The sequence below is a fragment of the Solidesulfovibrio sp. genome, from assembly GCF_029978005.1.
Lineage (GTDB): Bacteria > Desulfobacterota > Desulfovibrionia > Desulfovibrionales > Desulfovibrionaceae > Solidesulfovibrio.
Genome location: NZ_JARKOZ010000112.1, coordinates 1 through 24,527, shown reverse-complemented (window position 1 = coordinate 24,527; position 24,527 = coordinate 1). Strand labels below are relative to the sequence as shown.

The 24,527-nt window shown below is 68.0% G+C and carries 25 protein-coding genes and 1 pseudogene; 7 read left to right on the top strand and 19 right to left on the bottom strand.

Going from position 1 to position 24,527, the window contains the following annotated elements; all coding sequences use genetic code 11:
• Positions 1-236: 236 nt before the first annotated feature.
• Entirely contained in the window at positions 237-908 is a 672-nt protein-coding gene (locus tag Q1K70_RS12980; RefSeq protein ID WP_300160263.1) for a hypothetical protein, read from the bottom strand.
• Positions 909-1,213: 305 nt separating this feature from the next.
• On the opposite strand from Q1K70_RS12980, the gene Q1K70_RS12975 reads away from it, so the two are divergent.
• Positions 1,214-1,609: a TraR/DksA C4-type zinc finger protein gene (locus Q1K70_RS12975; protein WP_300160260.1), complete on the top strand. Its 396-nt coding sequence runs from the start codon at positions 1,214-1,216 to the stop codon at positions 1,607-1,609.
• A 5-nt stretch (positions 1,610-1,614) separates the two neighbouring features.
• On the opposite strand, the gene Q1K70_RS12970 is transcribed toward Q1K70_RS12975, so the two are convergent.
• On the bottom strand, positions 1,615-2,712 hold the full coding sequence (locus Q1K70_RS12970; protein WP_300160256.1) for an ATP-binding protein: 1,098 nt from the start codon (positions 2,710-2,712) through the stop codon (positions 1,615-1,617).
• Between the two features lie 204 nt (positions 2,713-2,916).
• On the opposite strand from Q1K70_RS12970, the gene Q1K70_RS12965 reads away from it, so the two are divergent.
• Positions 2,917-3,870: a hypothetical protein gene (locus Q1K70_RS12965; RefSeq protein WP_300160253.1), complete on the top strand. Its 954-nt coding sequence runs from the start codon at positions 2,917-2,919 to the stop codon at positions 3,868-3,870.
• Positions 3,871-4,095: 225 nt separating this feature from the next.
• Positions 4,096-5,010 (top strand): TIM44-like domain-containing protein, encoded by a 915-nt coding sequence (locus Q1K70_RS12960; RefSeq protein ID WP_300160250.1) that lies wholly within the window; start codon positions 4,096-4,098, stop codon positions 5,008-5,010.
• Between the two features lie 330 nt (positions 5,011-5,340).
• On the opposite strand, the gene Q1K70_RS12955 is transcribed toward Q1K70_RS12960, so the two are convergent.
• The 12 genes from Q1K70_RS12955 to Q1K70_RS12900 all read right to left on the bottom strand — a co-directional run bounded on the left by Q1K70_RS12955 (position 5,341) and on the right by Q1K70_RS12900 (position 14,147).
• Positions 5,341-6,465 carry a Fic/DOC family N-terminal domain-containing protein gene (locus Q1K70_RS12955; RefSeq protein WP_300160247.1) on the bottom strand — a complete coding sequence of 375 codons (1,125 nt, stop codon included), beginning with the start codon at positions 6,463-6,465 and terminating at the stop codon, positions 5,341-5,343.
• A 264-nt stretch (positions 6,466-6,729) separates the two neighbouring features.
• Positions 6,730-8,115 carry an MBL fold metallo-hydrolase gene (locus Q1K70_RS12950; protein WP_300160245.1) on the bottom strand — a complete coding sequence of 462 codons (1,386 nt, stop codon included), beginning with the start codon at positions 8,113-8,115 and terminating at the stop codon, positions 6,730-6,732.
• A gap of 77 nt (positions 8,116-8,192) precedes the next feature.
• Positions 8,193-9,020 (bottom strand): MBL fold metallo-hydrolase, encoded by an 828-nt coding sequence (locus tag Q1K70_RS12945; protein WP_300160242.1) that lies wholly within the window; start codon positions 9,018-9,020, stop codon positions 8,193-8,195.
• Positions 9,021-9,034: 14 nt separating this feature from the next.
• Positions 9,035-9,394: a hypothetical protein gene (locus Q1K70_RS12940; protein ID WP_300160239.1), complete on the bottom strand. Its 360-nt coding sequence runs from the start codon at positions 9,392-9,394 to the stop codon at positions 9,035-9,037.
• 13 nt (positions 9,395-9,407) lie between these two features.
• A complete protein-coding gene (locus Q1K70_RS12935) occupies positions 9,408-9,653 on the bottom strand; it encodes a zinc ribbon domain-containing protein (protein ID WP_300160236.1) in 246 nt (81 codons plus the stop codon).
• 94 nt (positions 9,654-9,747) lie between these two features.
• A complete protein-coding gene (locus tag Q1K70_RS12930) occupies positions 9,748-10,128 on the bottom strand; it encodes a NifB/NifX family molybdenum-iron cluster-binding protein (protein ID WP_300160233.1) in 381 nt (126 codons plus the stop codon).
• Between the two features lie 13 nt (positions 10,129-10,141).
• Positions 10,142-11,029 (bottom strand): ATP-binding protein, encoded by an 888-nt coding sequence (locus tag Q1K70_RS12925; RefSeq protein WP_300160230.1) that lies wholly within the window; start codon positions 11,027-11,029, stop codon positions 10,142-10,144.
• The gene (locus Q1K70_RS12920) at positions 11,022-11,921 is read right to left on the bottom strand and encodes a 4Fe-4S binding protein (protein ID WP_300160266.1); all 900 of its coding nucleotides are present in this window, start codon (positions 11,919-11,921) and stop codon (positions 11,022-11,024) included. The genes Q1K70_RS12925 and Q1K70_RS12920 overlap by 8 nt, the downstream gene beginning before the upstream one ends.
• 45 nt (positions 11,922-11,966) lie before the next feature.
• Entirely contained in the window at positions 11,967-12,299 is a 333-nt protein-coding gene (locus tag Q1K70_RS12915; RefSeq protein ID WP_300160226.1) for a NifB/NifX family molybdenum-iron cluster-binding protein, read from the bottom strand.
• A gap of 84 nt (positions 12,300-12,383) precedes the next feature.
• The gene (locus Q1K70_RS12910; RefSeq protein WP_300160222.1) at positions 12,384-12,851 is read right to left on the bottom strand and encodes an iron-sulfur cluster assembly scaffold protein; all 468 of its coding nucleotides are present in this window, start codon (positions 12,849-12,851) and stop codon (positions 12,384-12,386) included.
• A gap of 10 nt (positions 12,852-12,861) precedes the next feature.
• Entirely contained in the window at positions 12,862-13,716 is an 855-nt protein-coding gene (locus tag Q1K70_RS12905; RefSeq protein ID WP_300160219.1) for an Mrp/NBP35 family ATP-binding protein, read from the bottom strand.
• Positions 13,713-14,147, bottom strand: a complete 435-nt coding sequence (locus Q1K70_RS12900; RefSeq protein WP_300160216.1) for a hypothetical protein — start codon at positions 14,145-14,147, stop codon at positions 13,713-13,715. Before Q1K70_RS12900 ends, Q1K70_RS12905 begins: the two co-directional genes overlap by 4 nt.
• Positions 14,148-14,499: 352 nt before the next feature.
• Between Q1K70_RS12900 and Q1K70_RS12895 the strand changes: the two genes are divergently transcribed.
• The 4 genes from Q1K70_RS12895 to Q1K70_RS12880 all read left to right on the top strand — a co-directional run bounded on the left by Q1K70_RS12895 (position 14,500) and on the right by Q1K70_RS12880 (position 20,201).
• A complete protein-coding gene (locus Q1K70_RS12895; RefSeq protein ID WP_300160213.1) occupies positions 14,500-14,880 on the top strand; it encodes a VanZ family protein in 381 nt (126 codons plus the stop codon).
• Positions 14,881-15,119: 239 nt separating this feature from the next.
• Complete coding sequence (gene nrfH / locus Q1K70_RS12890; RefSeq protein WP_300160211.1) at positions 15,120-15,581, top strand: cytochrome c nitrite reductase small subunit; 462 nt, start codon at positions 15,120-15,122, stop codon at positions 15,579-15,581.
• A gap of 36 nt (positions 15,582-15,617) precedes the next feature.
• Positions 15,618-17,084: an ammonia-forming cytochrome c nitrite reductase subunit c552 gene (locus Q1K70_RS12885; RefSeq protein WP_300160209.1), complete on the top strand. Its 1,467-nt coding sequence runs from the start codon at positions 15,618-15,620 to the stop codon at positions 17,082-17,084.
• 324 nt (positions 17,085-17,408) lie between these two features.
• Positions 17,409-20,201 carry an autotransporter outer membrane beta-barrel domain-containing protein gene (locus Q1K70_RS12880; protein ID WP_300160207.1) on the top strand — a complete coding sequence of 931 codons (2,793 nt, stop codon included), beginning with the start codon at positions 17,409-17,411 and terminating at the stop codon, positions 20,199-20,201.
• Positions 20,202-20,371: 170 nt separating this feature from the next.
• On the opposite strand, the gene Q1K70_RS12875 is transcribed toward Q1K70_RS12880, so the two are convergent.
• The 5 genes and pseudogenes from Q1K70_RS12875 to Q1K70_RS12855 all read right to left on the bottom strand — a co-directional run.
• Positions 20,372-20,791 (bottom strand): universal stress protein, encoded by a 420-nt coding sequence (locus Q1K70_RS12875; protein ID WP_300160204.1) that lies wholly within the window; start codon positions 20,789-20,791, stop codon positions 20,372-20,374.
• 5 nt (positions 20,792-20,796) lie between these two features.
• Positions 20,797-21,873: a TOBE domain-containing protein gene (locus Q1K70_RS12870; protein ID WP_300160201.1), complete on the bottom strand. Its 1,077-nt coding sequence runs from the start codon at positions 21,871-21,873 to the stop codon at positions 20,797-20,799.
• A gap of 114 nt (positions 21,874-21,987) precedes the next feature.
• Positions 21,988-22,371, bottom strand: coding sequence for a RidA family protein (locus Q1K70_RS12865; RefSeq protein WP_300160198.1), 384 nt, complete (start codon positions 22,369-22,371; stop codon positions 21,988-21,990).
• 152 nt (positions 22,372-22,523) lie between these two features.
• Entirely contained in the window at positions 22,524-23,996 is a 1,473-nt protein-coding gene (locus tag Q1K70_RS12860; RefSeq protein WP_300160195.1) for an outer membrane homotrimeric porin, read from the bottom strand.
• Between the two features lie 246 nt (positions 23,997-24,242).
• Positions 24,243-24,527: pseudogene (locus Q1K70_RS12855) on the bottom strand (hypothetical protein); the annotation flags it as partial.

The window sequence follows — 24,527 nt, the reverse complement described above, 5'->3', positions numbered from 1 at the left end:
GGGCATGATGCCCCCCGGACCCCCTCGGCGGCGGAGGCGGGCGGGGTTGGCTGCGGTCACCGTTGCGGTTGGCGTTGGCGGACCGAAGATGGGGGCGGACTTTCGCCGTCCGTCGTTCCCTTCCACGCCCCCACCCGCACCCGTCGGGGAGGTCCAGGAGGGGGTCACCCCCTCCTGGCCGCCGGAGGCATTCTTCTTCTTTTCCCTCCCTCTACTCTCTCCCCCATCCCTCCGCATTATCCGCTGCCGGCCTGTTCGGCTACCAGGTAGCCGATGAGGGCGGCGTTCATGAGGCTTCCCGACGAGCCGCCGCTGGCGGCCGAGGCCGAGGCGGCGGCGAAGGCCGAGGCTGGGGCGAGGCTGATGGTGGGCGTGGTGATGTTGGAGGTGTCCACGCCGACCTTGGCCAGGGCGGTCTTGATGGATTCCGTGAGGCTTGCCGCCTTGGAATTGAGGATGCTTGCGCCGCTGGCCACGGCCTTGAGCCAGGCGCTGCCGGCGTTGGAGACCATGGACTTGATGTTGGCGGCGGCGTTGGAGACGGCGGCTTTGTTGGCGGCGACCAGATCGTCGAGGGTGGCGGAGGTGGCGGTCGGCATGGTGATGCCTTCCAACGTCGTGTATAGGTTGGTCATGGCCGCCTGTCGTTTTTTTTCGGTGTCCGCCGCGGCCATGTCGGTGTTGTACTGGGTCAGCGCGTCCATGTACTGGAACTGCACGCTGGATTGGACGTCGGTCGGCACGAGGCTCTTCATGGTGGAGTTGAAGTCCGCCTTGGCCGCGGCGATGTCCACGCTGCGCGTGGCCGAGGAACTCGCCGCGTTTTCCGCGGACGTCAATTTGGCGCAGGCCAGGCTGTACTGGTAGGCCCAGTTGACAACGCTGTCGGTGCTTATCGATGTGGCCATACATGCCTCCGGGCGGCAAGTTCGGCCCCCTTTCCGGGGGGGAGTCCGCCGTGCCCGGAAGAAAAGCAAAAAGGCTGCCACTGTCGTAGGTGCCTAACCTGCCGGAAATCCTGGAAGCCTCTGGAAAGCGAGTCGGAAGAATTTGCCGAGGCGGGTAACCGGTCGTCGGAAAACGCCGTCACGCACTCTCCACACAGCCGTCACCATCGTTTTAAATCCCTGGGGCAAACGGGTAACGCTCGGTTCCCGGGAGGAGTCCCGGTTCCGGGTTTGGGACAACCCTTCGTCAAGTGGAGACACACGCCATGGGACATCTTGATGTGGATCGCTTCCGGCAGGTGCTCAGCGACATGCTCGAAACCCTTATCGGCCAGTCGCGCGACGCCCTGGACGTCATGTCGCAGGAAGTGGCGAGCTTCGCCGACGTCACGGACCGGGCCACGGCCGAATCCGACCGTCATTTGAGCATCATCATGCGCGAACGGGACCGGCAGCTTATCGGGGAGATCCGGGAGGCGCTCGGCCGCGTGAAGGACGGCGAGTACGGCATTTGTCAGGAATGCGGCGAAGAGATCGGCGAGGCCAGGCTGCGCGCCCAGCCCACCGCCACCCTGTGCGTGCACTGCAAATCGCTGCTCGAGGACATGGGCCGGCCCTACATGGCCGCTGCCCGCAGCGAGGGGGCGTTCCTGGAGGAGTAGCCGCCTCAGCCGGCTGCTGCGCCGCCAAGGCGCAGCACGGCCAGGCAGCCGCCGCCGGCGCGTTGTTCCAGGCGGACGTCGCCGCCGAGTTCCTCGGCGGCGCGCTTGGCGATGGGCAGGCCCATACCCACGCCCACGGCCTTGGTGGTGAAGAACGGATCGAAGACGAAGGGCCGGATGTCCTCGGGCAGCCCCGGCCCCTGGTCCGCTACTTCGAAGACCAGACGGTTCTGCGCGTCGCACCGGCAGCGCGCGGTCACGGCCGCGTCCGGCCCGCCGCCGGCCGTGGCCTCCAGGGCGTTGGCCAGCAGTTCCGCCAGCGCTTCCACGACGATGGCCGCGTCCAGGCGGACCATTTCCGTCGCCGACTCCAGGACGAAGGGCGCGTCGCACCCCGTGCGCGCCCGGGCCGTTTCCATGGCCCGCATGGTCAGGTCGCGCGGGTCGGCCATGACCGGCGCGGGTTCCCGGCGTCTGGCGTAGGCGGACACGGCCCGCACCACGGCTTCCAGGCGTTTGGCCCCGTCGAGGATCATGCACAGCGGATCGCAATCGGGATCGCCCTCGGGATGGCGGCGCAGCAGCCGGCCGGCGAAGCCGCCGATGACCATGAGCGGGTTGCGAATCTGGTGGGCCACGGCCAGGGAGAAGCGGCCGAGGCTTTCGATGCGCTCGCGCTGGGCGGCCTGGACGCCGAGCAGCATGGCCCGCTCCCGGGCGTGCAGGGCGAAGATTTCCGTCATGTCGTCGATTTCGAACAGGATGCCGAAGATCTTCTCGTTTTCGAGCAGCAGCGAGGCGGAAAGGCGCAGGTGCCGGTCCGTGCCGTCGGGGTGGCGGTAGAGGAAGGCGATGGGATCGGGCTTGCGGCCGTGCCTGAGGGGGGCGGTCAGGAAACGGGCCAGTTGCCGGGGCTTGTCCGCGCGGGCGACGACGGCCCGGGCCGTGGCCGGGTCGGCCAGGGTTTCGCGGGTCTCGCCGAGCAGGCGCGCGGCGGCCGGGTTGGAGGCGTAGACCAGCCCCTTGACGTTGGCGATGACCACACCGGCCGAGAAGCTGTCCAGCAGGTCGTGGAAATAGGTGGAGTGGGCGAAGGTCAGCATGGCGGCCTCGCGGGTTGGGGGGAACGACGCGGCCAGTATGGAAGTCCCGGGTTACGGGCGGATGACGGGCAGGGCGGCCGCCGGCGGGGTCACGTTTTTGTAGGCGAAGAGAGACAGTTTTGTCGGCCGCCGGCATAGGGAAAAGCGCAGCATGCCGGGATGGCGGGAGATTCTTGCTGGCCCGCTCCTTGCTTCCGCTCCTGCATGGAAACCGTGACGACTCCCTACGGCCCGCTTCCCGTGCTTGGCCGGCCGGACCTGTACCCGGACGGCTCGGTGCGGTCCATGTACGTGGACGGGCCCGTGGCTCTGGAGACCTCCCTGGGCCGGCTCGTGCCCCAATACACCATCGACGACACCCGGCGCATGCACCAGCCGCCCTTGACGTTCCACGAAAACGGCCGGGTGCGGGCCCTGCCCCTGGAGACGCGCACCGTGGTGGAGACGCCGGCCGGGCCGCTGCCGGCCGAGCTCGTGACCTTCCACGACAACGGGGCCGTGGCCCGGGTGTTTCCCCTAAACGGCAAGCTCACGGGCTACTGGACCGAGGCGGACGAGGCCAGGCTGGCCGAGCCCTTGCGCCTGGCGACGCCCCTTGGCGAGCTTTCGGCCAAGTGCGTGGCCGTGGCCTTCGGCCCGGAGGGCGGGCTTCGCAGCCTCACGCTCTGGCCCGGCGAGGAAATCGTGGTCAGGACGCCCGTGGGCAACGCGCCCGTGCGCCTGGGCCTGAGCTTCCACCCCGGCGGCGCGCTGCGTTCCGTGGAGCCGGCCCGCCCCCTGGAGACGCCGACCCCGGTCGGGCCGGTCTGGGCCTTCGATCCCGACGCCGTGGGCATAAACGGCGACAAGAACTCCCTGGCCTTCACCCCGGCCGGGGTCGTGCGCCGCGTGGCCACGGCGCGCACGAGCCTGGCCGCCCGGCTGTCTGACGGGTCGCGCCTGGAGCTGGCTCCGGCGGTGCGCGAGAGCATCTGTGGCGACGGCGACCACGAGATCACGCCCTTGGTGCTGGAGTTTTCCGACAGGGCCGTGATCGCCCGCCATGGCAGCCTCGGCCGGCCCCGGGCGGTGGTGCCGGTGTCCGGCACCGCCTTCGAGACGCGGCCGTTCGTGTCCGCCTTCGCCCTGCCGCTCAAACCTAAACAATGCTCCATGTAGACCGGTTTCTCTTGACGACTCCCCCTTGCGTACTGATAGTACTATCGAACCGAAGTCTGTTGCGTGCGGGATTTCCTCTTCGGAAGCCTGCCGCGCGGCATGCACCGGCCGGCTGACCGCGAGCCGCGGCCGTGCCTCGGCCGCGCGACATGGTGGCGCAACAAGGCTTCAGGTTTTCCCGGCCGGGCAGGCAGCCCGCCGGGACCGCACACAAGGAGGATCGACGTGCGCAAGGCCACCGGTTTGCTGATGGCTCTTTTTGTTCTGGTTTTCCTGTCTGTTGGCGAGGTCTCGGCCAAGCGGCTGGGCGGCGGCGGCTCCATAGGCAACCGCCAGTCCTTTTCCACCACCACGCGCCCGGACATGGGCGCGCCGTCCGGCTCCTTCGGGGCGCAGCAGGCCCAGCGGCAAAATCCCATGGGCGCGACCAACCCCGGGGGCGGGATGTTCTCCCGGCCCGGCCTTGGCGGCATGCTCGGCGGCCTGCTCGTGGGCGGGCTGGTCGGTTCCATGCTTTTCGGCGGCGGACACGGCGGCGGCTGGGGCGGCCCGAGCCTGCTCGACATCGTGCTCATCGGCGGCGGCTTGTTCCTGCTGTTCCGTTTCCTGAGCGCCCGGCGCGCCGCCACCCAGTCCGGCCCGACCATGGCCCGGACCTACCAGGCCGAACCGGTGCGCGAGGTCCCGCCCATGCGGGACGCTGCCGCGGGCGGCTGGAGCAACCTCGGGGCCGCGCCCCAGGCCCCTTCCGGGCCGCAGATACCCCCGGGATTCGACACTGACGATTTCCTGGCCGGGGCCAAGACGCTCTTCACCCGGCTCCAGCGCTCCTGGAGCGCCCGGGACCTCAAGGACATCGAGGCCTTTTCCACGCCGGCCTTCATGGAGGACGTGCGCAAGCAGGCGGCCGAAGACCCGACGCCCACCCCCACCGACGTGCTGCTGGTGGACGCCAGGCTTCTCGAAGTGCGCAAGCAGGGCTCGGTCACCATCGCCTCGGCCTACTTCGACACGCTCCTGCGCGAGGACCTCAAGGCCTCCCAGCCCGAACAGGTGCGCGAGGTCTGGCATTTCACGCGCCGCGACGACGCGCCCGGCGACACTTGGCGTCTGGACGCCATCCAGCAGTTGGATGGATAAGGGATAAGCAAGAGAGTGCCACCGGCGGCCAGGAGGGGCCTTGGGCCCCTCCTGGACCACCCCGACCAGGGCGCTTGGCCATGACGGCCAAGCGCCCTTTTGCGTGAGCATTCAGGCAAAACGGCGGCGCAAGGCGCGGAAGCGGGCGCTCAGGGACGTCAACGTCGCGACGTCGTTGCCGATCCGGTCTCTGGCGGCGGTGACGGCATCATTCCGCGAGGCGTGATGGGGAAGGTCGCGTTGCGTCTCGTTGAATCAAGGTTTTCCAGGTTGCGTCTCATTGTTCGCGTTGGGTGAGACATTTTCGCCGTTGCGGTTCATGGGTGAGATTCAAAAAACCGCGCGACCCTCGGCGATGTTGAGGAGTTCGCGAAAAACATAGATTCCGGCGCGTCGTCCCCGGCCTTCCCTGATGGTCAGCAAGATGCCTTGGTCCCGCAACGAAGTCAGGATTCTGTTGGCTGTCGGTTTGGGAATGCCTGAGAATTTTGCGAATGTCGGAGTGGAAAAAATAGCCGTATTGAACATGAAGTCTATTGCTCTGAGGGAGTGCTGCGAATGTGTGAGTTCAGCTACTTGTTCTTTCGTCTTGCTGTAAAGGGCGAGTATGAGTCTGGCCTTGCGTTCGTTTTCCGCAGCCTGCTCTTTTATTCCCCGTAAAAAGAATACGCACCAATTTGTCCAATCGTCTTCCCGCGAAATGGCGCGTAAACTGTCCTGGTATTCATCTCGTTTGGCTTCGAGGTACTCGCTCATGTAGAAATCCGGACTGGCCAGCAGTCGTCTCTGATAGAGAAAGAGGGGAATGAGCATTCTTCCAAGCCGTCCATTGCCGTCCTTGAAGGGGTGAAGAGCCTCGAATTCGGCATGAAGGATTGCAAGTTGCACCAGCGCGTCGGATTGCGTCGAATTCAAGTAGCGCTCCCAGTCGTCCATGCCTGCCTGGAGATGCTCGGGGGCGATGGGGACAAAACTCGCATTTTCAAGACAACAACCTTTGGGGCCGATCCAGTTCTGGTCGGTGCGGTAGCTGCCTGGAGTTTTGTCTCTCCCGCGAACACCTTGCATGAGGATGTTGTGCGCTCCGCGCAAAATATGTTGGGAGAGGGGGCGTTGCTTCAATTCCGCGACGCATGCGCGCAGGGCTCTTCGATAGTTCAATACTTCTTCGACATCGTCCCTTTTGGGTTGCGTAATCGCTTCGGATTCCGCTCCGGCTTCGATTTCGAGGACTTCGCCGATAGTGACGTGCGTCCCTTCGATGTTCGACGAGAGAACAGCTTCCTGAGTGGTCAGCGGCGAGAGGAGGATGTCGGCGTTGGGAATCGCGGACAGCAATCCGTCATAACGCGCCAGCCCGGCGCTGGCAGGCCCGATCAAAGGAATAAGCCGGGACCAATCAAGGGAGACCGGAGGAAATTTCCCGAGGTGATAGTAGACCGGCTGCGTTTGCACCGTGCCTCCGTCGCACATTGCTGTCGGCTTCTTGCCGCCTCCGATTCTTGGTCGGCTTCGGCACGCATGATGAGGCCGATAGGCCATGACAGGACGTTACGGCAAAACAAATAATGGGATCGGGTGAGGCTGTCAAAGACCCCTCTCGACGCGAAAGGAAGGGCGGCCTGCTCCGCGCGGGAAACAGGCCGCCTTGTCGGGTTACGTTCCGTGGGATTGAGGAATGCTCGCGGCGACGCCTCGGGTCGGGTGATGCACCGGGAGTCAGGCGACGGTGGGGAAGCCGGCGCGGGTCCAGGCGGTCATGCCGCCGGCCACGGAGCGCACGTCGGCGCAGCCGGCCCTGGCCAGGGCGCTGCCGATGATGTTGGAACGGTAGCCCGAGCCGCAGACGACGGCCACGGGGCCGGTCAGGCACACGTCCGGGCCGCGCTCCAGGATGTCGGCGAAGGGCCGGTGCAGGGCCTGGGCGATGTGGCCGTCCTCCCATTCGGCGTCGGTGCGCACGTCGAGCAGCAGGGGCGGCGCGCTCCCGGCCAGGGCGGCGGCCAGGGCGTGCACGGACATTTGCGGCAACGAGGCCACGGGCCGGCCGCTGAGTGTCCAGGCGGCCATGCCGCCGGCCAGATGGCCGAGGATGTCGTCGTAGCCGATGCGGAAAAGCTCCAGGCGCATGGCCGAGGCCCGTTCCCGGTCGGCGGCCACGAGCAGGAGCTTGGCTCCCGGGGCCACGGACATGCCCACCCAGTTGGCCAGCTGCTTCTCGAAACCGATATTGAGGCTCCCCGGAATGTGCGCTCCGCCGTAGGCCGCCGCGTCGCGGGTGTCGATGACCGCGACGCCCGGGGTCTCCAGGAGCGCGGCGAAGCGCTCCGGGGAAAGCTCGTGCTCGACGGGGCAATTGTCGCGAAGGCGCGCGCCGTGGCGGTTGGTTTCGATGATGTGGGAAAAGCTCTTGGGCCGGGCCGGCAGCCGGGTGAGCACGGCCTTTTTGAAGGCCGCGAAATCGGTGAACCGGAGCATGGGATTGGTCCGGCGCTCGTAGCCCAGGGTGGAGACGCCCTTGGCGCTCATGCCCCGGCCGCACAGCGACCCCTGGCCGTGGGCCGGATAGACTTCCAGGTCCGGCGGCAAATCGCTGAACGTCCCGTAGAGACTGTCGAAGAGGTTTTGCACCTGCTCGTCCAGGATTTCCGCGCCGGGCAGGTCCGGCCGGCCGATGTCGCCGACGAAGAGCACGTCGCCGGTGAGGAGCAGGGCCGGTTCCGGCGAGCGAGCCAGGTCGCTGACGAGGAGCGACACGGAATTGGGCGTGTGGCCCGGGGTGTAGAGCACTTCCAGCCGGGCCGCGCCGGCCTCGATGACCTGGCCCTCGCGCAGGGGCTCGTGGGGATAGGCCACGCCCGCGCCGGGATGGATGTGGATGGCCGCGCCTGTGGTCGCCCGCAACTCCTGGCCGCCGCTGACGTGGTCGGCGTGCAGGTGGGTTTCGATCACGGCCGCGATACGCATGCCCTCGTCCCGGGCGATTTCCAGGTAGCAGTCGATGTCGCGCCTGGGATCGACCACCAGGCACTGCCGTGCCGCCGGACAGCCGAGGACGTAGGAGAAGCAGCCGAGGCCCGGAGTCTGTATCTGCTTGAAGTACATGACGCCTCCTTGGGTGGGGCGGAAGGTGCCGCCCCATTCTCCTTTTCGCCCGATGCGGCGTCGGGGTCAAGGCGGGGTCAGGGCGTGATGGCGAACCCGCTGCCGCTTTCCACGGTTTGGCCGGCGAAGGCGTCACGCAGGAAGGCCACGCCGCCTCGGCCGGTGCAGTGGCCGGGATAGAGCCGTTTGACGCCGTGTTCGGCCAGGGCCCGGGCCGTTTGGGCCAGGGCCTTTTCGCTCGCGCCGCCGAGGTGCAGGCCTCCGGCCACGGCGTCGATGCGGGCAAGCCCCAGGCGCTGCCTGGCATGGGCCAGGGTGTTGGCCAGGCCGGCGTGGCAGCAGCCGAGGAGGATCAAGGGGCCGTGCGCGCCGTCGAGGACCAGGAAGGCGTCGTCCGGCACGTCGTCGGGCACGTGGCCGGAAGTGTCGCGAAAGAGGTTGTCCGTGGCCGTGAAAAAGCCGGGACGCCGGGGGATGGCCGTGACCATGACCACGCCCGGGGCCAGGACCCGGGCGTCGGCCACGGGGACGAAGCCCGGGATGCCTCCGGCCAGCCGGCCGTCGCCCATGCCGATGGAGCGGAAGGTCGTGCCGCCGCGCCGGCTGTAGCGACGCGACATGACGTCGGCATGGCCGAAGACCGGGCCGAGATAGCCGGCGGCGAGGAGGTCTGGCAGGCCGCCGGCATGGTCGTGATGACCGTGGCTCAGACCCACGGCCCGGGCGCGGACGGGATCGAGGCCAAGCGTGCCGGCGTTTTTCAGGAAGACGCCGGTCTGGCCGGTGTCCCACAGGAGGCAGCCGTCGTCGCCGCAATCGATCCAGGCCGACCAGCCGTGTTCGAAGGCCAGCCGGTCGTCGTGGGCCCGGTTGTCGGTCAGCACGTGAACGGCGACGACAGCCATGCTCCGCCTCCTTGTCAGGCCAGGCCGGCCAGGGCTCCGAGCAGGGCCTCGGCCTCGGCCATGCCGGGCTTGGGCGGCAGGCGCATGAGGATGCCCAGACCCTCGCCGGCCTCGTGGAAGTCCTCGTCGGAAAGTTCCGACACCACGGCCGTGTTGACCAGGGCGCTTAGGCGCATGATCCGAGCGACCAGGGCGAAAGGTTCGCTGTCCGGCAATCCCGCGTCCACGACGCAAAGCCCGGGCGCGGCCTCGGCCACGGCGTCGGCCGTGTCCTCGCCCGTGGATACGACATGGACGGCATGTCCGGCGGCGGCCAGGGCGTCGCAAAAGGGGGAGAGGGCGTCGGCGTCGGGACTGGCGATGAGGATATGCATATGATCCTTTGCCTTACGCCTTGCCGCAGCACGAGCCCGGGCCGGCGCAGCCGGAATGGCCGGGGCGCGAGCCGCAGCAGCCGTGGTCCGAGGGGCCGGGCAGGCCGGTGGCCGCCTTGCCCGTCAGCGAACTCGTGGCCGAGAGGCGCTTGACGGCCGGCGCGCCGCAAGTAGGGCAAGCCGGCGCATCCTCGGCCCGGGTCCGAATGACCTCCCCCGCATACCCGCAAGCCGGACACTCGATATCGTAGATCGGCATCATCTCACTCCTTCCCCCTTCGAGGGGGTCCGGGGGGCATCATGCCCCCCGGCCGCCGGAGGCATTCTTCTCTTCTTTCTCGTTTCGTCCTCGCCTAGGCCAAGCCGCCGCCGCAGGTGTGGTTGAGCGAGAACTGCGTCAGGCCGCCGGCCAGGAAGGCGGCCACGGCCTCGCCCACGCTTTCGGCCTGGCCGCCGTGGTAGACCGTGATGCCGGCCTGGGCGAAGCCCATGAGCGGGCGCATGCCCATGCCGCCGGCGATGAGCGCCGTGACGCCGTTTTGGGACAGATGGTTGACCGGGGCCATGCAGCCGCCCTGGACGTGGGGCACGTTGGGCAGGGTGGCGATCTCGGCGATCTTGCCGTCGGCCACGTCCACCACGGTATAGCAGTCGCAGTGACCGAAGTGGCCGCTGATAGGGCTTTCCATGCCGCCGGGAGCGGTGGAGGGAATGGCGATACGACAGGTTTCCATGGGCGTCTTCCTTTTATCTGGCCTTGGCGCAGGCATGGGCCAGGGCGTTTGCGGCTTCCCAGAGGCGGGCGATCTCTTCGCCCAGGGGGCCGCCGTATTCGGGCAGGGTCAGCCTGGCCTTCATGGCCCGGGTCACATCCGGGGAGTAGGGCAGGCGGCCGAGGACCACACGGCCTTTTTCGGCGCAGGCGGCTTCGAGGCGGTCGGCCTGTTCGGGGTTGACGTCGGCCTTGTTGACGATGACCCCCACGGGCAGCCGGAAATGGTCGCACAGCTCGGCCACGCGCAACAGGTCGTGGATGCCCGAGGGCGTGGGTTCGGTGACGAGCACGGCCAGGGTCGCGCCGGAAAGGGAGCTGATGACCGGGCAGGCGATGCCGGGCGCGCCGTCGCAAAGGATCAGCTCGTGCCCTTCCTTCTCGGCCAGCTCCCGGGCGTTGCGCTTGAGCAGGGCCACCAGGCGGCCGGAATTCTCGCCCCCCGGGTCCAGGCGGGCGTGGACGAACGGCCCGAAGCGCGTCTCGGAGCGGGCGAAATAGCCGCACACCCGGGGCGGAAAGGCGATGGCCTGCCTAGGGCACAGGGCCACGCAGGCCTTGCAGCCCTCGCAGCGCCGGGGATCGACCACGGCCTTGCCGCCCGCGCCCAAGGTCACGGCCCCGAAGCGGCAGACGTCGCGGCATGTGCCGCAGCCGTCGCAGTCGGTCCGCTCGACCAGGGCCAGGTTGCCCGAGAGGAACTCCTCGGCCACGGTGTTTTTGGGGTCGAGCAGGATGTGCAGGTCCGGGGCGTCCACGTCGAGGTCGCACACGACCTTGTTTTCGGCCAGGGCGGCGAAAGCGGCGGTCACGGAGGTCTTGCCGGCCCCGCCCTTGCCGCTCAGCACTACGATCTCACGCATGGCGGTCCTCCCGGACGAGGGCGGCGGCTTTGCGGGCCAGCTCGCGGCACAGGGCGCGGTACTGCGAGGAGACGTCCGGCAGGAGCCTCCCCCGGGCATAGGCTTCGGCGATGGCCCGGTCGTCGGGAATCGCGGCCAGGATCGGCAGGGCCTCGCGGCGGCACAGGGCGTCGAGGGCTTCGTCAGCCTCTCCGGGCTCGCCGGCCTTGTTGACCACCACGGCCAGGGGCTTGCCGAGCGGCGAAAACGCTTCCACGGCCAGGGCGAAGTCGTGGACGCCGAACGGCGTGGGCTCGGCCACGAGCAGGATGGCGTCGGCCGTGGCCACGGCGTTGACGGCCGGGCAGCTGACGCCCGGGGGCGAATCGAGGAGGACGTCCGGGCGGTCGGCTTCCGGCAGGTCGGCCAGGAGCGCCTCCACATGGGCGGCCACGGCCCTTATGAGCACCGGGCTCATGGCCTCGCCCACGCGCAGCCGGCCGCCCACGAAGCCGATGGCTCCGGCCGCGCCGTCCTCGATGCGTCCGACCTCGCGGGAGCCGGGCCGCATGGCCCCGGCCGGGCACACGGCCAGGCAGACGCCGCAGCCGTGGCACATGTCGTCGAAAACCAGCGGCGTGTCGCCGAGGATGGTCACGGCCCCGAACTGGCAGATCTCCCGGCAGGCCCCGCAGCGGGTGCAGGCGTCGGCGTCGATGACCGGAATCTCCAGGTCGGCCCGGCGGCTGGCGGCGATGACCGGGCGCAGGAAAAGATGGAGGTTGGGCTCCTCCACGTCGAGGTCCACGGCCAGGACCGGCCGGGAGACGGCTTCGGCCCAGACCGCGGCCAGGGCGGCGGACACCGTGGTCTTGCCGGCGCCGCCCTTGCCGCTGGCGACGGCCAGGCGCAGGGGGCCGGCGGCATGTGCTCGTGGCGCGTGCATGGCGGGCCGGCCTCAGGCGCTCTTGCCGCAGCGGTAGCGGTCCACGGCCTGGCCCACGGTCAGGCCTTCCATGCCCTCGACCGAGGCCACGCCCACGGCTTTCAGGGCGGCGGCGGCCTTGGGGCCGATGACCCCGGAAAGCACCACCTTGGCCCCGGCCTCGGCGATGCGCCGGGCGGCTTCGATGCCCGCGCCGTGGGCCATGGCCTGGGAGCCGCCGTTGTCCAGATAGCGCACGCTCCCGGCCGCATCGACCAGCACGAACCCGGCCGCCCGGCCGAAACGCGGGTCCACGGCGTCGTCAAGCGTCGGCCCTTCGCTGCTGACGGCAATCACTTCACGCATATTTTCCTCCACCATTTTGTCTGCCCCAGATGGGGTGGTCCAGGAGGGGCCCTCGGCCCCTCCTGGCCGCCGGAGGCATTCTTTCTACACTTCCCCGTTCCCCAACATCCCCCCGGCGATCATCCAGCGGTGCACGGCTTCGCGCACGGCGGCGGCGGCCAGGTAGGCGCAGTGGCGGTCGTCGTCGGGAAAGCGGCCGACGGCCGCGACGATGGCCGCCTCGTCGATGTCCACGGCCTCGTCCAGGCTCTTGCCCCTGGCCAGGGCGGCGGCAGTGGCCGCGGCGATCTGGCTGGAGGCGCAGCCGTCGGTGTCGAAGTCCGTGTCCACGACGGTCTCGCCGGCGATATCCAGGGCGATGGCGATGGTGTCGCCGCAGGAGCCCTTGACCGCGCCCACGGCGGTGGGCTCGGCGAGACGCTTTCGGGAGGGGGCGTCGCGCCAGACGGCGAAGCCTTTTTCGCCGAAGCGGGCCACGAGGTCGGCCTGCTGCTCCTGCTCGAAGACTTCGAGGATCATGTCCAGGGGAGCCTGGCCTTTTTCGGATTCCATGACCCGCGCCCTATTTTTCCAGGGGCTGGGGGGCCGGCGGGTTGTCCAGGGCGGCGACGACCCGGGCGATGACCTCCTTGAAGGCCACGGCCGAGGGGCTCTTGCCGGCCACGGCCAGGAACACGTCGCCGTCGTCGCCGGAGCGGGCCACTTCCGGGTCGATGGGGATGCGGCCGAGGAAGGGGACGCCGGCCTCCTTGGCCAGGCGCTCGCCGCCGCCGGTGCTGAAGATCTCGTGGACCGCGCCGCAGCTCGGGCAGGCGAAGCCGCTCAGGTTCTCCACGATGCCGACGATGGGCGTGGAGAGCTGGCGGCAGAAGGTGATGGAGCGGCGCACGTCGTCCACGGCTACATCCTGGGGCGAGGTGACGATGACGGCCATGGCCTTTCGGCCGAAGATCTGGAGCACGGACAGGGGCTCGTCGCCGGTGCCCGGGGGACAGTCCACGACCAGCACGTCGCGCTCGCCCCATTCCACCTGCTCGGCCAGCTGCTGGATGACGCCGGCCTTGGCCGGGCCGCGCCAGATGACGGCGTCGTCCTTGCCGGGGAGCAGGAAGCCGATGGACATGACGCCGAGGTTCCAGTGCCAGTCCACGGGCACCAGGCGCTCGCCGGCCATGTCCGGCCGGGAGCCGGCGAGCTTTAAAAGGCGCGGGATGCTCGGGCCGTGGACGTCCACGTCGAGCAGGCCGGCGCGCTTGCCCTCCATGGCCAGACCGGCGGCCAGGTTGGCCGAGACCGTGGATTTGCCCACGCCGCCCTTGCCGGACAGGACGACCACCACGGCCTTGACTTTATCCAGGCCGGTGGCGGGTTTCTTCTTGATTTCGTCGTTTAAGTCGCGAAGTCCGTTCTCGTTCATGATGGGTCGTTCTCCGGTGGTATGGCGTGAAACCCGCGACACCGGCGGTGGGCGCTTTCCAGGCGCGCGCCGGGCGCGAGCAGGGTTTCCAGGCGGTTGGCGCGAAGGGCCGCAAGGACCGTCGGCACGTCGCCGGCGATCCAGGGGGCCACGGCCACCCCCAGGCGGGCGAAAGGGGCCAGGCAGCAGCAGGTGGCCCCCCCGCACACGAGCAGCCGCACCTCCAGGCGCGAAAGGAGGATCGCCAGGGCGGGCAGGCCGCCCTCGGGCATGGGCCAGGCGGCCTCCTCGGCGAAGGCCTCGCCGGCCGGGCGGAAAAGGCGCAGCAGCGTCGCCGTCTCCAGCAGCGTGGCCAGGCGCTGGCCGTGGCAGGCCAGGCAGACCAGGGGGGAGCTGGAGCGTGTCGGAGCGTGGCGCGGGGATGGCGGCATGGCGGAACCTCGCCGCGCATAAGGCAGGAATCGTGCCGTTTTCGAAAATGGCGGCTGGCGCGGCGCTTGCCCGCTGCGCGCGGCGGGCAAGCGCACAGTCTGGGCGAAATTTTTGCCCTATCCTGACGGCGTGGGATGCTTTTGCTCCCAGACGTCGGGACAGTCCTGGCTTGCGGGGACGAAAAAGAGCGTCTGCCGGGAAACGGGCCGAGAAGGAGTGCAAGTGCGGGCGAATTTATCGCCCGGTTGGCGTTGTGGCCGAGGCGGCGCTCGGCCCTGGCCATTTCCAGGGCCTCGGGCTAGAGTCGTCGCGCCGGCCGTGGGCGCGACCCCGGCGGCGCGGGGAGGAGCCATGATCGAAAAGCCGTTGTTTCGCCGGGTGATGCTGGCGCTGTGGATCGTCTCCGTGGCCGGGACCTGCTGGGCGTCGCTTACGCCGCGCCTGGAGCTGCCTGTCGATTTCTGGAACGCCGACAAGCTCTACCACACCCTGACCTACGCCTGGCTCGGCGGGCTGCCGCTGTGGGCCTTCGCCACAGGCGGGCGGGCCAGGGCCGCCGCCTACTGCATGATCCCCCTGGGCGGCCTTCTGGAGTGGGGCCAGTCCTTCGTGCCCGGGCGCACGGCCAGCATGGGCGACGCCGTGGCCAACGCCCTGGGCGTTTTCCTCGGCATCTGGATCGCCGAGCATCTCATGGCCCGCTGCCGGGGCTGCCGGGGCCTCGACGAGTAGCCGTTCCTTCCTGTTCCAGTCTTTTCCAGCGCCATTTCCGCCCCTTCCCTCTCCCGGCGGCCCGGACGCGGCCGCCGCACGCCGTCGCGCTCCCTGTCCCTGGCAGGCGGACTTGCCACGATCATTCCGATTGCAGGCATTATTTTCGTGAATGCGCCCGTATTTCCTGTCCGTTGCATTGTCATAACCCAGCCGCTGGGCTAACATTCCCTCCAAACCTTTGACCAGGAGAGGGGATCATGGGGAATGCCGGCAAGAAGAGGCTGCGCATCGTCTTCGTCGTCGGCCTGGTCGCGGTGGGAGCGGGGCTCTTCCTGGCCCTGGGACCGCCGCGGCTTCTGGCCAAGTCGGAAACGCCGGACTTCTGCGCCTCCTGCCACGTCATGGAGGCCGAGTACGAGGCCTGGTTCCACCACGGGGCCCACAAGCGCATCCGTTGCGTGGACTGCCACCTGCCGGGCGACAGCATGGCCAGGCACTACGTCTGGAAGTCCATCGACGGCATGAAGGACGTGGTCGTCTTCCACTCCGGCCGGGTGCCTGACGACATCCGCATCTCGGCCCACGGCAAGGCGGTGGTCCAGGCCAACTGCATCCGCTGCCACGAGTCGGCCGTGGAGATGATCGACCAGAAACGGTTCTGCTGGGACTGCCACCGCCGCGTCATGCACCGGCATGTGGGCGTGCCGTTCACGCGCTGACAAACGACAACCGGCATTCGCCGAGAGGGGGAAACCATGCGGGGAAAGACCATGCGCAACGCGGCCGCGCTCATGCTCGCGGCGGCCTTTTTCTTCGTGCCCTACGCCTGTTCGCCGCCCAAGCCCGAACCGGTCAAGACCGTGACCATTCCGGACGGCGAAATCGACCCGGCCGTGTGGGGCAAGGCCTATCCGGAGGAGTACGAGAGCTGGAAGATGACCGAGCAGGCGACGCCCGCGGGCAAGAGCAAGTACAAACGCGGCTTCGACGCCGACCGCATCACCTACGACAAGCTGGCCGAGTTCCCGTACATGGCCCTGCTTTTTAACGGCTGGGGCTTCGGCGTCGAGTACAACGAGCCGCGCGGCCACGCCTACATGTTGCGCGACCAGTTGGAGATCGACGCCTCGCGGCTCAAGGCCGGCGGCGTGTGCCTGAGCTGCAAGACGCCCTACGCGCCCCTGCTGGTCAAGGAAATGGGGGTCGATTACTACAAGCTGCCCTTCAAGGACGTGCTCGACAGAATCCCGGAGAAGTTCCGCACCCTGGGCGTGGCCTGCATCGACTGCCACAACAACAAGGACATGACGCTCAATGTTTCGCGCGGCTTCAGCCTGGTGCCGGCCCTGGAAGGCATGGGCGTGGACTGGCACAATCTCACCCGCCAGGAAATGCGCTCGGTGGTGTGCGCCCAGTGCCACGTGACCTATTCCATTCCGAAAAACGCCGAGATGCAGTCCGTGGGCCTGTTTTTCCCCTGGCAAGAGAGCAAGTGGGGCAACATCACCATCGAGAACATCATCCACAAGCTGCGCACCGACGACTCCATCAAGGAATGGAAGCAGACCGTCACCGGCTTCAAGCTGGCGTTCATCCGCCACCCCGAGTTCGAGCTTTTCTCCAACAACAGCGTGCACTGGAAGGCCGGCGCGGCCTGCGCCGACTGCCATATGCCCTACACCAAGGTGGGCGTGCGCAAGATCTCGGACCACCGCGTGACCAGCCCGCTCAAAAACGACATGAAGGCCTGCATCCAGTGCCACAGCGAAAGCCCGGACTGGCTCAAGGAGCAGGTCATCGCCATCCAGGACCGCACGGTCTCGCTCCAGATCCGGGCGGGCAACGCCACAGCCACGGCGGCCAAGCTTTTCGAGGCCGCGCACAAGGCCCGGGACGCCGGCAAGACCGTGGACGCGGCGCTCTACGACAAGGCCAAGGAGTTCTACGAAGAGGCGTTCTACCGGTCGCTGTTCATCGGCGCGGAAAACTCCATGGGCTTCCACAATCCCACCGAGGCCCTGCGCATCCTCGGCGACTCGGTGGCCTTCGCGGCCAAGTCCGAGGGGCTGCTGCGCCAGGCCCTGACCAAGGCCGGAGTGGACGTGCCCGTGACCGTGGACCTGGAACTGTCCAAGTACCTCGAAGGCCGAGGCACGAAGAAGCTGCCCGGACACCCGGAAATGGAATTCAAGGACCCCATGGGCGTGCAGCAACGCTTTTAGGGGCGATGCGACAGCGAGCCTTGGCCGCGCCTTTCCCCGCAAGGGGAGGGGCGCGGCTTTTTTGTTTCCCCATGGGGCAAGGGGATCTCCTGAAACGGCGCGACGAAAACCAAGGTGTTCTCGCGCAACGTCGCCAGTACTCCAAGAGTATTGACAGGGCGTATCTTGGAAGTTTCAGAAGAATGCATTTTGATGGCAGTTACTATTCGAGGACCAACGATGGAGGCGAGTCGAAGCGTACGCAATGATTCGGGAGCGGCGCATTGACGCCGGCCTCCGCCCGCTCTATCAGGGAAGGACACACGAAACGGCCCGGAGGGAACCATGCGCGCATCGGCCTTGCCGCGTCTCGTCGCGTCGTCGCTCCTTTGCCTGTGCCTGGCCTGTCCGCCCGCCCGGGCCGACAACGCCGCCCAGTACGACCAGGCCGTGGTCGAGGCCCAAGCCAACGCCGCCAACCCCGGTCCCTGGATCGTCAACGACCTCAAGGTGGTGGCGGGCCCGGGCAGCGGCGACGGCAACGCCTATGTCGACGGCAGGCTCGTGGCCGCCACCTTCACCAAGGATTCCTACTACCAGAGCGCCTATCCCGGCCTGGCCATGACGGTCTACGGCTCGCCGTCCACCAGCGCCACCTGGGTGACCATCGGCGGCGAGCTCAAGTCCTACTGGGCGCGCCTGGGCGTCACGGCGGCCAACGTCAAGCTCGAGACCTCCCGGGCGCTCGGCATGTCGGACGCCAATTCCAACACCGCCATCGTGGAGATGCTCGTCTCCCCGACCATCGACGCCATCCAGCGCCCCACGCGCGACCCGTCCATCGCCGGCCAGCCCACTTCGCTCGGCACAAACGCCCCGGGCGTTCGGCCCGCCGGCATATCCGAGGCGGCCTACGCCGACTTCACGGCCTATTACGCCACCTGGATGGGCCAGGCCTACGGCGCGTCCCACTTTCCCTGGACCCAGCTTGGCTACACCTACCGCTGGGGCTACGGGGACAGCCTGGCCGACATCCGGGGACTGTCGGAATTCATCGTCCTCGGCGGGCGATCCTACACCCTCTACGCCGTCTATTCCCTGACCTCCTACCTCTATACCGCCGGGAACGGTTCCGGGGACTTCCATGTCACCGGCGACCTGGACACGCTCTGGGCCGGGCGGATGTTCCAGCCGCGCGGGGACTCGGTGGCCATCGACGCCGGGGCCGTGGTCTCGGGCGGCCAGGGTCTGCTCATTTCCTCCCCGGGCTACACCGTGACCAACGCCGGGACCATCACCGGTGCGACCGCCAAGAAGTACGGCCTGGACGGCACCGAGGACGTGGCCGTGCTGTTTCTGGGCCGAGCCCCCGTGGCCGGGTCGCTGTCCGCGCCGCTTTCCGGCCCGGGCAACACCCTCGTCAACACGGGCGTCATCGTGAGTCCCGGCACGGCGGTGCGGGCCGACGCCGGAGACACGGCCATCGTCGACACCGGCTCGATTTCCGGCGGGGCCTACGCCGTGCGCACCGGCGACGGCGCGGACAGCCTGACCGTGCGCGGCGGGGCGCTGTCCGGGGCGGTGGACCTCGGCGGCGGGGACGACGTCATGACCGTGCGCGGCGCATCGAGCCTCGCCTTCGCCCTGTCGCCCTACGGCACGTCCCTGCCCGTGGCCAACGTGGAGACCCTGCGCCTGGCCGGGGACACGAGCCTGTCCCTGACCTTCGACGCCAGCGGCTACGTGCCGGCCGGCATGCGCTATACCATTGCCGAGGCCACGCGCCTGGACGCGCCGGAAACGGGGCTGGCCGTTTCGAGCAACCTGCCCATGGTGCGGTTCGTCTCCGGCGCTTCCGGCGGGGAGCTTTCGGTCACGGCCCTGCGCGACACGGGCTGGTACGGCCGGCTGTCCGCCAACCGCTCCCTGGGCACGGCCCTGGACAGCCTGACCCTTGGCGTCACGCCGGGCATGGAGGGGCTCATCGGCCGCCTGGACCAGTACGGCGATCCCGTGGCGGCCACGGCCCAGCTTTCCCCGGGGGCGCAGACGCGGACCATGGTCCTGGCCGTGGACGCGGCCTCGGCCTTCACCAGCGCCTTTGCCGCGCGCATGCGCGGCGTGCGCGGCGGGGAAGGGGGGCTGGGCCTGGCCCCGGCGGGATTCGCCGCCACGGCCGCCGGGCCGGCCGACCTGGTGGACGCGGCCGGGGCCCTCGGCGGTCCGGGCGGAGGCGGGCTCTCCCCCGCGCCCTGGCGGGCGGCCCTGCCCGCCGGCTCCGGGAGCGCGCCGGCCGCGACCGAGGAAGGACCGTTCGAAGCCTTCGCCTCCTTTTACGGCGGCCATGGCCAAGGCTCGGCCGGCGGCGGCGCGCCGGGCTACGTCAGCGACCTGACCGGGCTCATGGCCGGGGCCGGAGCCCGGGTCACTCCCTGGCTGCGCCTGGGCTTGGCCGGCGGCTACGCCTGGTCCCGGGCCGATTACCAGGCCGGCAAGGGCAGCGGCGACGACCACATCTGGCGTATCGGCCCCTACGCCTCCCTGGACGCCCCCCCCTGGAGCCTGGACGTGCTCCTGACCTACGGCGCGCACCGCGCCTACGCCGAGCGGCCCATCCCCTTCTGGGGGGCCACGGCGTCGAGCCAAACGACCATGCGGGAATTGCTCGGCTACCTGCGGGCCGGGCGGATGGTGGAGCTGGGTGGGGGACTGGCGGCCGAGCCCTTCGTCGAGGCCCAGTACCTGCTGCTCTTGCGCGACGCGGTCGGGGAATCCGGGGCCGGGGCGGCCAACCTGCTTTTCCCGGCGGCAAGCGACGCGTCCCTGACGTCCGTGCTGGGGCTACGCCTGGAGAAGGTCTTCGAGCTTGGCGGGCTGCGCCTGCGTCCCGAGGCCTGGGGCGGCTGGCGGCACGAGTACGGTTCGGTCGCGCCGGACGTGCGCGCCTCCTTCGAGGGCGCGCCCTGGCGGAGCTTCTCCACCGGCGGCGGCCGGCCCGACCGGGACCAGGGGCGCTTGGGCGCGGCCCTGAGCCTGGGCGGGGCCGGGGGCAAGGCCCTGACCGCCCGGTGCGACCTCACCTCCGGGGCAACGCGTTCCGACCTGTCCCTGTCCCTGGGCGCGCGGCTGACCTTCTAAGGCCGAAGCTCCGTCGCGACAAGTCGCCGGGCAGCCGACCGCAAGGGCAGATTCTTCAGGAACGGGCCAGCGGGGTATCCCTTAAAGAGCACCGTAATGTCTTTTAAAAATATAATTATTTAAAGATGTTGTTTGTGAAATGCGTGTACGCGTATTTCACGGGCGCGACGCTAGCGCACCACCACCACGGTGCATGGGGCGATCTGCACCAGCCGGGTGGACACGCTGCCGAGCAGGAGCTGCTCCACGTCGTCCTTGCCCCGGCTGCCGATGTAGATGGCGTCGGCTTTTTCCTGGCGGGCGATGCGGGCCACGGTTTCGGCCGGCCGGCCGGGCTCGGCCACGGTGCGGATGACCACGCCGCGCTCCTCGGCGAAGGCTTCGGCCTCGGCCAGGATCTTCTTGGGCTCCCGCAGGATGTGGGCAAAGGCCTTGTCGCAGTCCTTGGCGTCGCAGTCGAAAAAGGACAGGGCTTCCACGGCGGTGACCGCCAGGATGTCCGTTTCGCCGCAGCGGGAGGCCTCGATGGCCAGCTGCAGGGCGCGCAGGGACAAGGGCGAGCCGTCGAGGCAGACGATGAGCTTCTTCATGGGCGTCACTCCACGTGGAGCACCACGGCGAAGGCGTTGAACATGGCCCAGACCTGCCGGCCCTCGGCCAGCTCCAGCTCCCGGGCGCTCTGGGTGGTGATGACCGCGCAAAGCCGCGTGCCGTCGGACAGGACCACGATGACCTCCGAGGTCAGCTCGCCGATGCGGGTGAGTTCCACCGTGCCGAGGAATCGGTTGGTGGTGGTGGCCTTGGGCAGTTCCTCGCAGGCCTCGAGCACCACCCAGGGGGCCTTGATCTCGGCCGTGACGAAGCTGCCCTCGGTGACGCCGAGGTTTTTCAGGCTCTCGTTGGTGATGACCGCGGACACGGCATGGCCGCCGAGGCTCTCCACCACGACCTGGGTCTGGATGTCGCCCCGGCGGACCTGCGCCACCCGGCCGAAGAAGGCGTTTCGGGCGCTGGTGCGGCGCGTTTCCCGGGCGAGGACTTGCCGCTCGACCTTGCGCCGCTGGTCCTCGGGCAGGTGCAGGAAGGCGGCGGTCAGGTCGGCCGTGGAATGGCCCAGGATGCGCTGGACCACGGGCAGGGGCACGTCGTCGCGCAAAAGCTCCACCGCCCTGGAGCGGCGGATGGTGCTCGGGTTGACCAGCTCCTTGGAAAAGCCGCATTCGTCGGCCCGCTCGTAGAACTTGCGGCGCACGTGCCCCTGGTCGAGCTTGAAGAGGATGCCCCGCAGCGACGCGTAGGCCGGGTTGGCGAAGACCGAGCCCAGGGCCTCGCCCAGCTCGGCGGGGATCTGGACTTCGCGCCCCTCACCTTCGCCGTGGCTGTAGGTGACGGCCAGAGTGTCGAGGTTGATGTCGGTGCGGTCGTCGAGGCCGAGCACCTCGCCCAGGCGCGCGCCGGTGTGGCGCAGCATGAGGTAGATCAGGCGCACGCGGTTTCGCGACACGGCCACGTCGGGCCGTCCGGCCCGTTCGGTCCAGGCCTGGAAGGCTTCGGAAAGGCGCGTGAGTTCGAGGGTGTCCAGGAACTTCACGTCATCGGGAACGGAGAATATCCGGGCTGCCCGGAATCGCCCGCCGCCGGCTGGCGGACTGGATTGCTTCACATCGGACATGGGGTCTCCCGTCGGCTGCATGGGGGTGAGGCAAGTTTCCCGGCCGGCCGGAGAATGTCAAGGGAAACAGGCCATAATCACGCGGGGCACGTGGCGTGATCGGGGCGGCCGCGACTAGGGCCGCTTGGCCACGACTTCCAACTCCACGAGCACGTCGCGGGGCAGGCGGGCCACCTCGACGCAGGAACGCGCCGGATAGGGCTCGCGGAAAAACTCCGCGTACACGGCGTTGATGGCGGCGAACGCGTCCATGTCCTTGATGAAGAGCGTGGACTTGACCACGTCGTCAAGGCCGAGCCCGGCGGCTTCGAGGATCATGGTCACGTTCTTGATGGTCTGCCTGGCCTGGGCGGCGGCGTCTCCGGGAACGACGATGCCGGTGGCCGGGTCGATGGGGGTCTGGCCGGACACGAACAGCAGGTCGCCGGCCCATACGCCCAGAGAGTAGGGCCCGATGGCGGCCGGAGAGTTGGGGGAAGAGACGGTGACTTTCGTCATGGGGACTCCTTTCGCGCCCGCCTCGGACGCGCGGGTATTTGTTTCGTCCAAGAGTGCTCTTGCCAGGGCGCGGCGTCAACACCGCGATTCGGCATAAAAAAAGGGGGGGCCGAAGCCCCCCCCAGTGCGCGTCGTGGTCAGCGAGCAGGCCTTTAGAACTTGTAGGTCAGGCCGAAAGCAACCTTCCAGGCGTTGTTGCCGTTGGAGTCGGACTGGTGGACCAGGCGATGGCCCCAGACGCTCTCCTGGAACTGGCCGTGAGCCCAGCCGGTCTCCATGACGGCGGCCAGGTTCTCGTAGATCATGTACTTCGTGTCGAAGTTGAGGCCCATGACGTACTCGTTGGTGGTCAGGTCGTGACCCATGGTGAAGTACGCATTGTTGTAGTAGAGTTGCGAGTCACGGATGGCGCGGGGCGAGTTGTTGCCGCGCACGTACACGAAGGTCAGGCGGTTGGTCAGCTTCTCGATGAACGAGATGTTGTTCAACGAGGCGCCGATGCCGTAGTTGCCCACCGGATCGGTGTACATGTTGGAACCCTTGCCCAGATCCTGGCTGCTGTCGAACAGGAAGCTGTTGCCCGGACCCCACTGCGAACGCATGTAAGGCATACGCTCGGAACCGTTGCGGGTGGACTTGTCTTCGCCGGTGGACCAGAAGGCGAACACCTGCGGGGTGACGACGTCCAGGCCCGTGTACTCGGCGCCGAAGTCGATCATCCAGCCCTGGCGCTGCGCGGCCTTGTGGTCGTTCATGGCGCCGGCGCCGTAGATCACGTCGGCATAGAACTTGATCGGATCAAGAGCGGTCACTTCGAAAGCGCCACCGACCCAGTAGTAGGGGTTCTGCATGTTCTTCCAGTAGCCGACACCGCCGGGAGTGGCGATGTTCTTGGCGCTGGCGGAAGAAACCAGGGTGTTGGCGAAGTTGTTGCCCCATTCGGCGACGTCGGTGGTGTCCTTCCAGGAGTAGTCGGTGTTGCGGCCGGCCACGGAGAGCATGCCCCACGGGGTGGCCTTGAAGCCTTCGAGGGTGATGGGCAGGGCCAGGAAGTAGGCGTCGAGCTCATCAGCCTTCTGGGTGGGGGTGGTGTCGAAGGTCCGGTTGGTGTCGATCAGACGACCGAAACCGGCCAGCACGCCCAGGGTCTTGTCGATAAGCGGAGCCTGAATGGTCAGGGCCGCCATCTTGTCGCTCCAGACCGGGCTGTTGTAGAACAGGCCGCTCTGGGGCAGGTTGACGTCCTGCAGACCGGCGGTCACTTCGACGCCGTCGCAGCCGGGAACCTTGAACTGCAGGTAGGCCAGATCGACCTGCACGGCAGCGGAGGGGTTGGCGGCGGTGAAGGTGCCCTGGCCCCAGGTATCTTCCACCTTGAAGCCCAGGCGGAACTTCACGGCCTCGTTGGCCACGAAGTCGCTGCGCAGGCGGAAGCGTTCCCAGATCTCGAAGGTATCTTCGGTCTTGGTGCCGGTCTTGTTCCAGCCAGTGTAGTTGCGGTTTTCAAAGAAGTTGCCGTAGACACGCGCATCACCGGTCATTTTGACCTCGGTGGCGGCATGGGCGGCGCCGAAAAGGCCCAGCACCATGCTGGCCGCCAGGGCCAGAGAACCCAAACGCTTCATAATTCCTTCCTCCAAATAACGAGCGGCTTGCTAACGGATGACCATCGACGCACCGCAACTTCCGGTGGCTATCCGGAAGTTATCGTGAGTACCCGATACGCCCGGCTATTTGGGGAAACAAGTTACAAAAAAAAAAGAGAGGTTCGGACTTCGTGCGGGCCGAGGAGGGATTTCGGGGCGTTTCGCGCAAGCCCCAAAAAAAGGGGGGCCCGAAGGCCCCCCCGTCGTGGTGTCGCAAATCCGTCTTTAGAACTTGTAGGTCAGGCCGAAGGCGACCTTCCAGGCGTTGTTGCCGTTGGCGTCGGACTGGTGGACCAGGCGATGGCCCCAGACGCTCTCCTGGAACTGGCCGTGAGCCCAGCCGGTCTCCATGACGGCGGCCAGGTTCTCGTAGATCATGTACTTCGTGTCGAGGTTGAGGCCCATGACGTACTCGTTGGTGGTCAGGTCGTGACCCATGGAGAAGTACGCGCTGTTGTAGTTGGTGCGGGCGTCACGGATGGCGCGGGGCGAGTTGGTGCCGCGCACGTA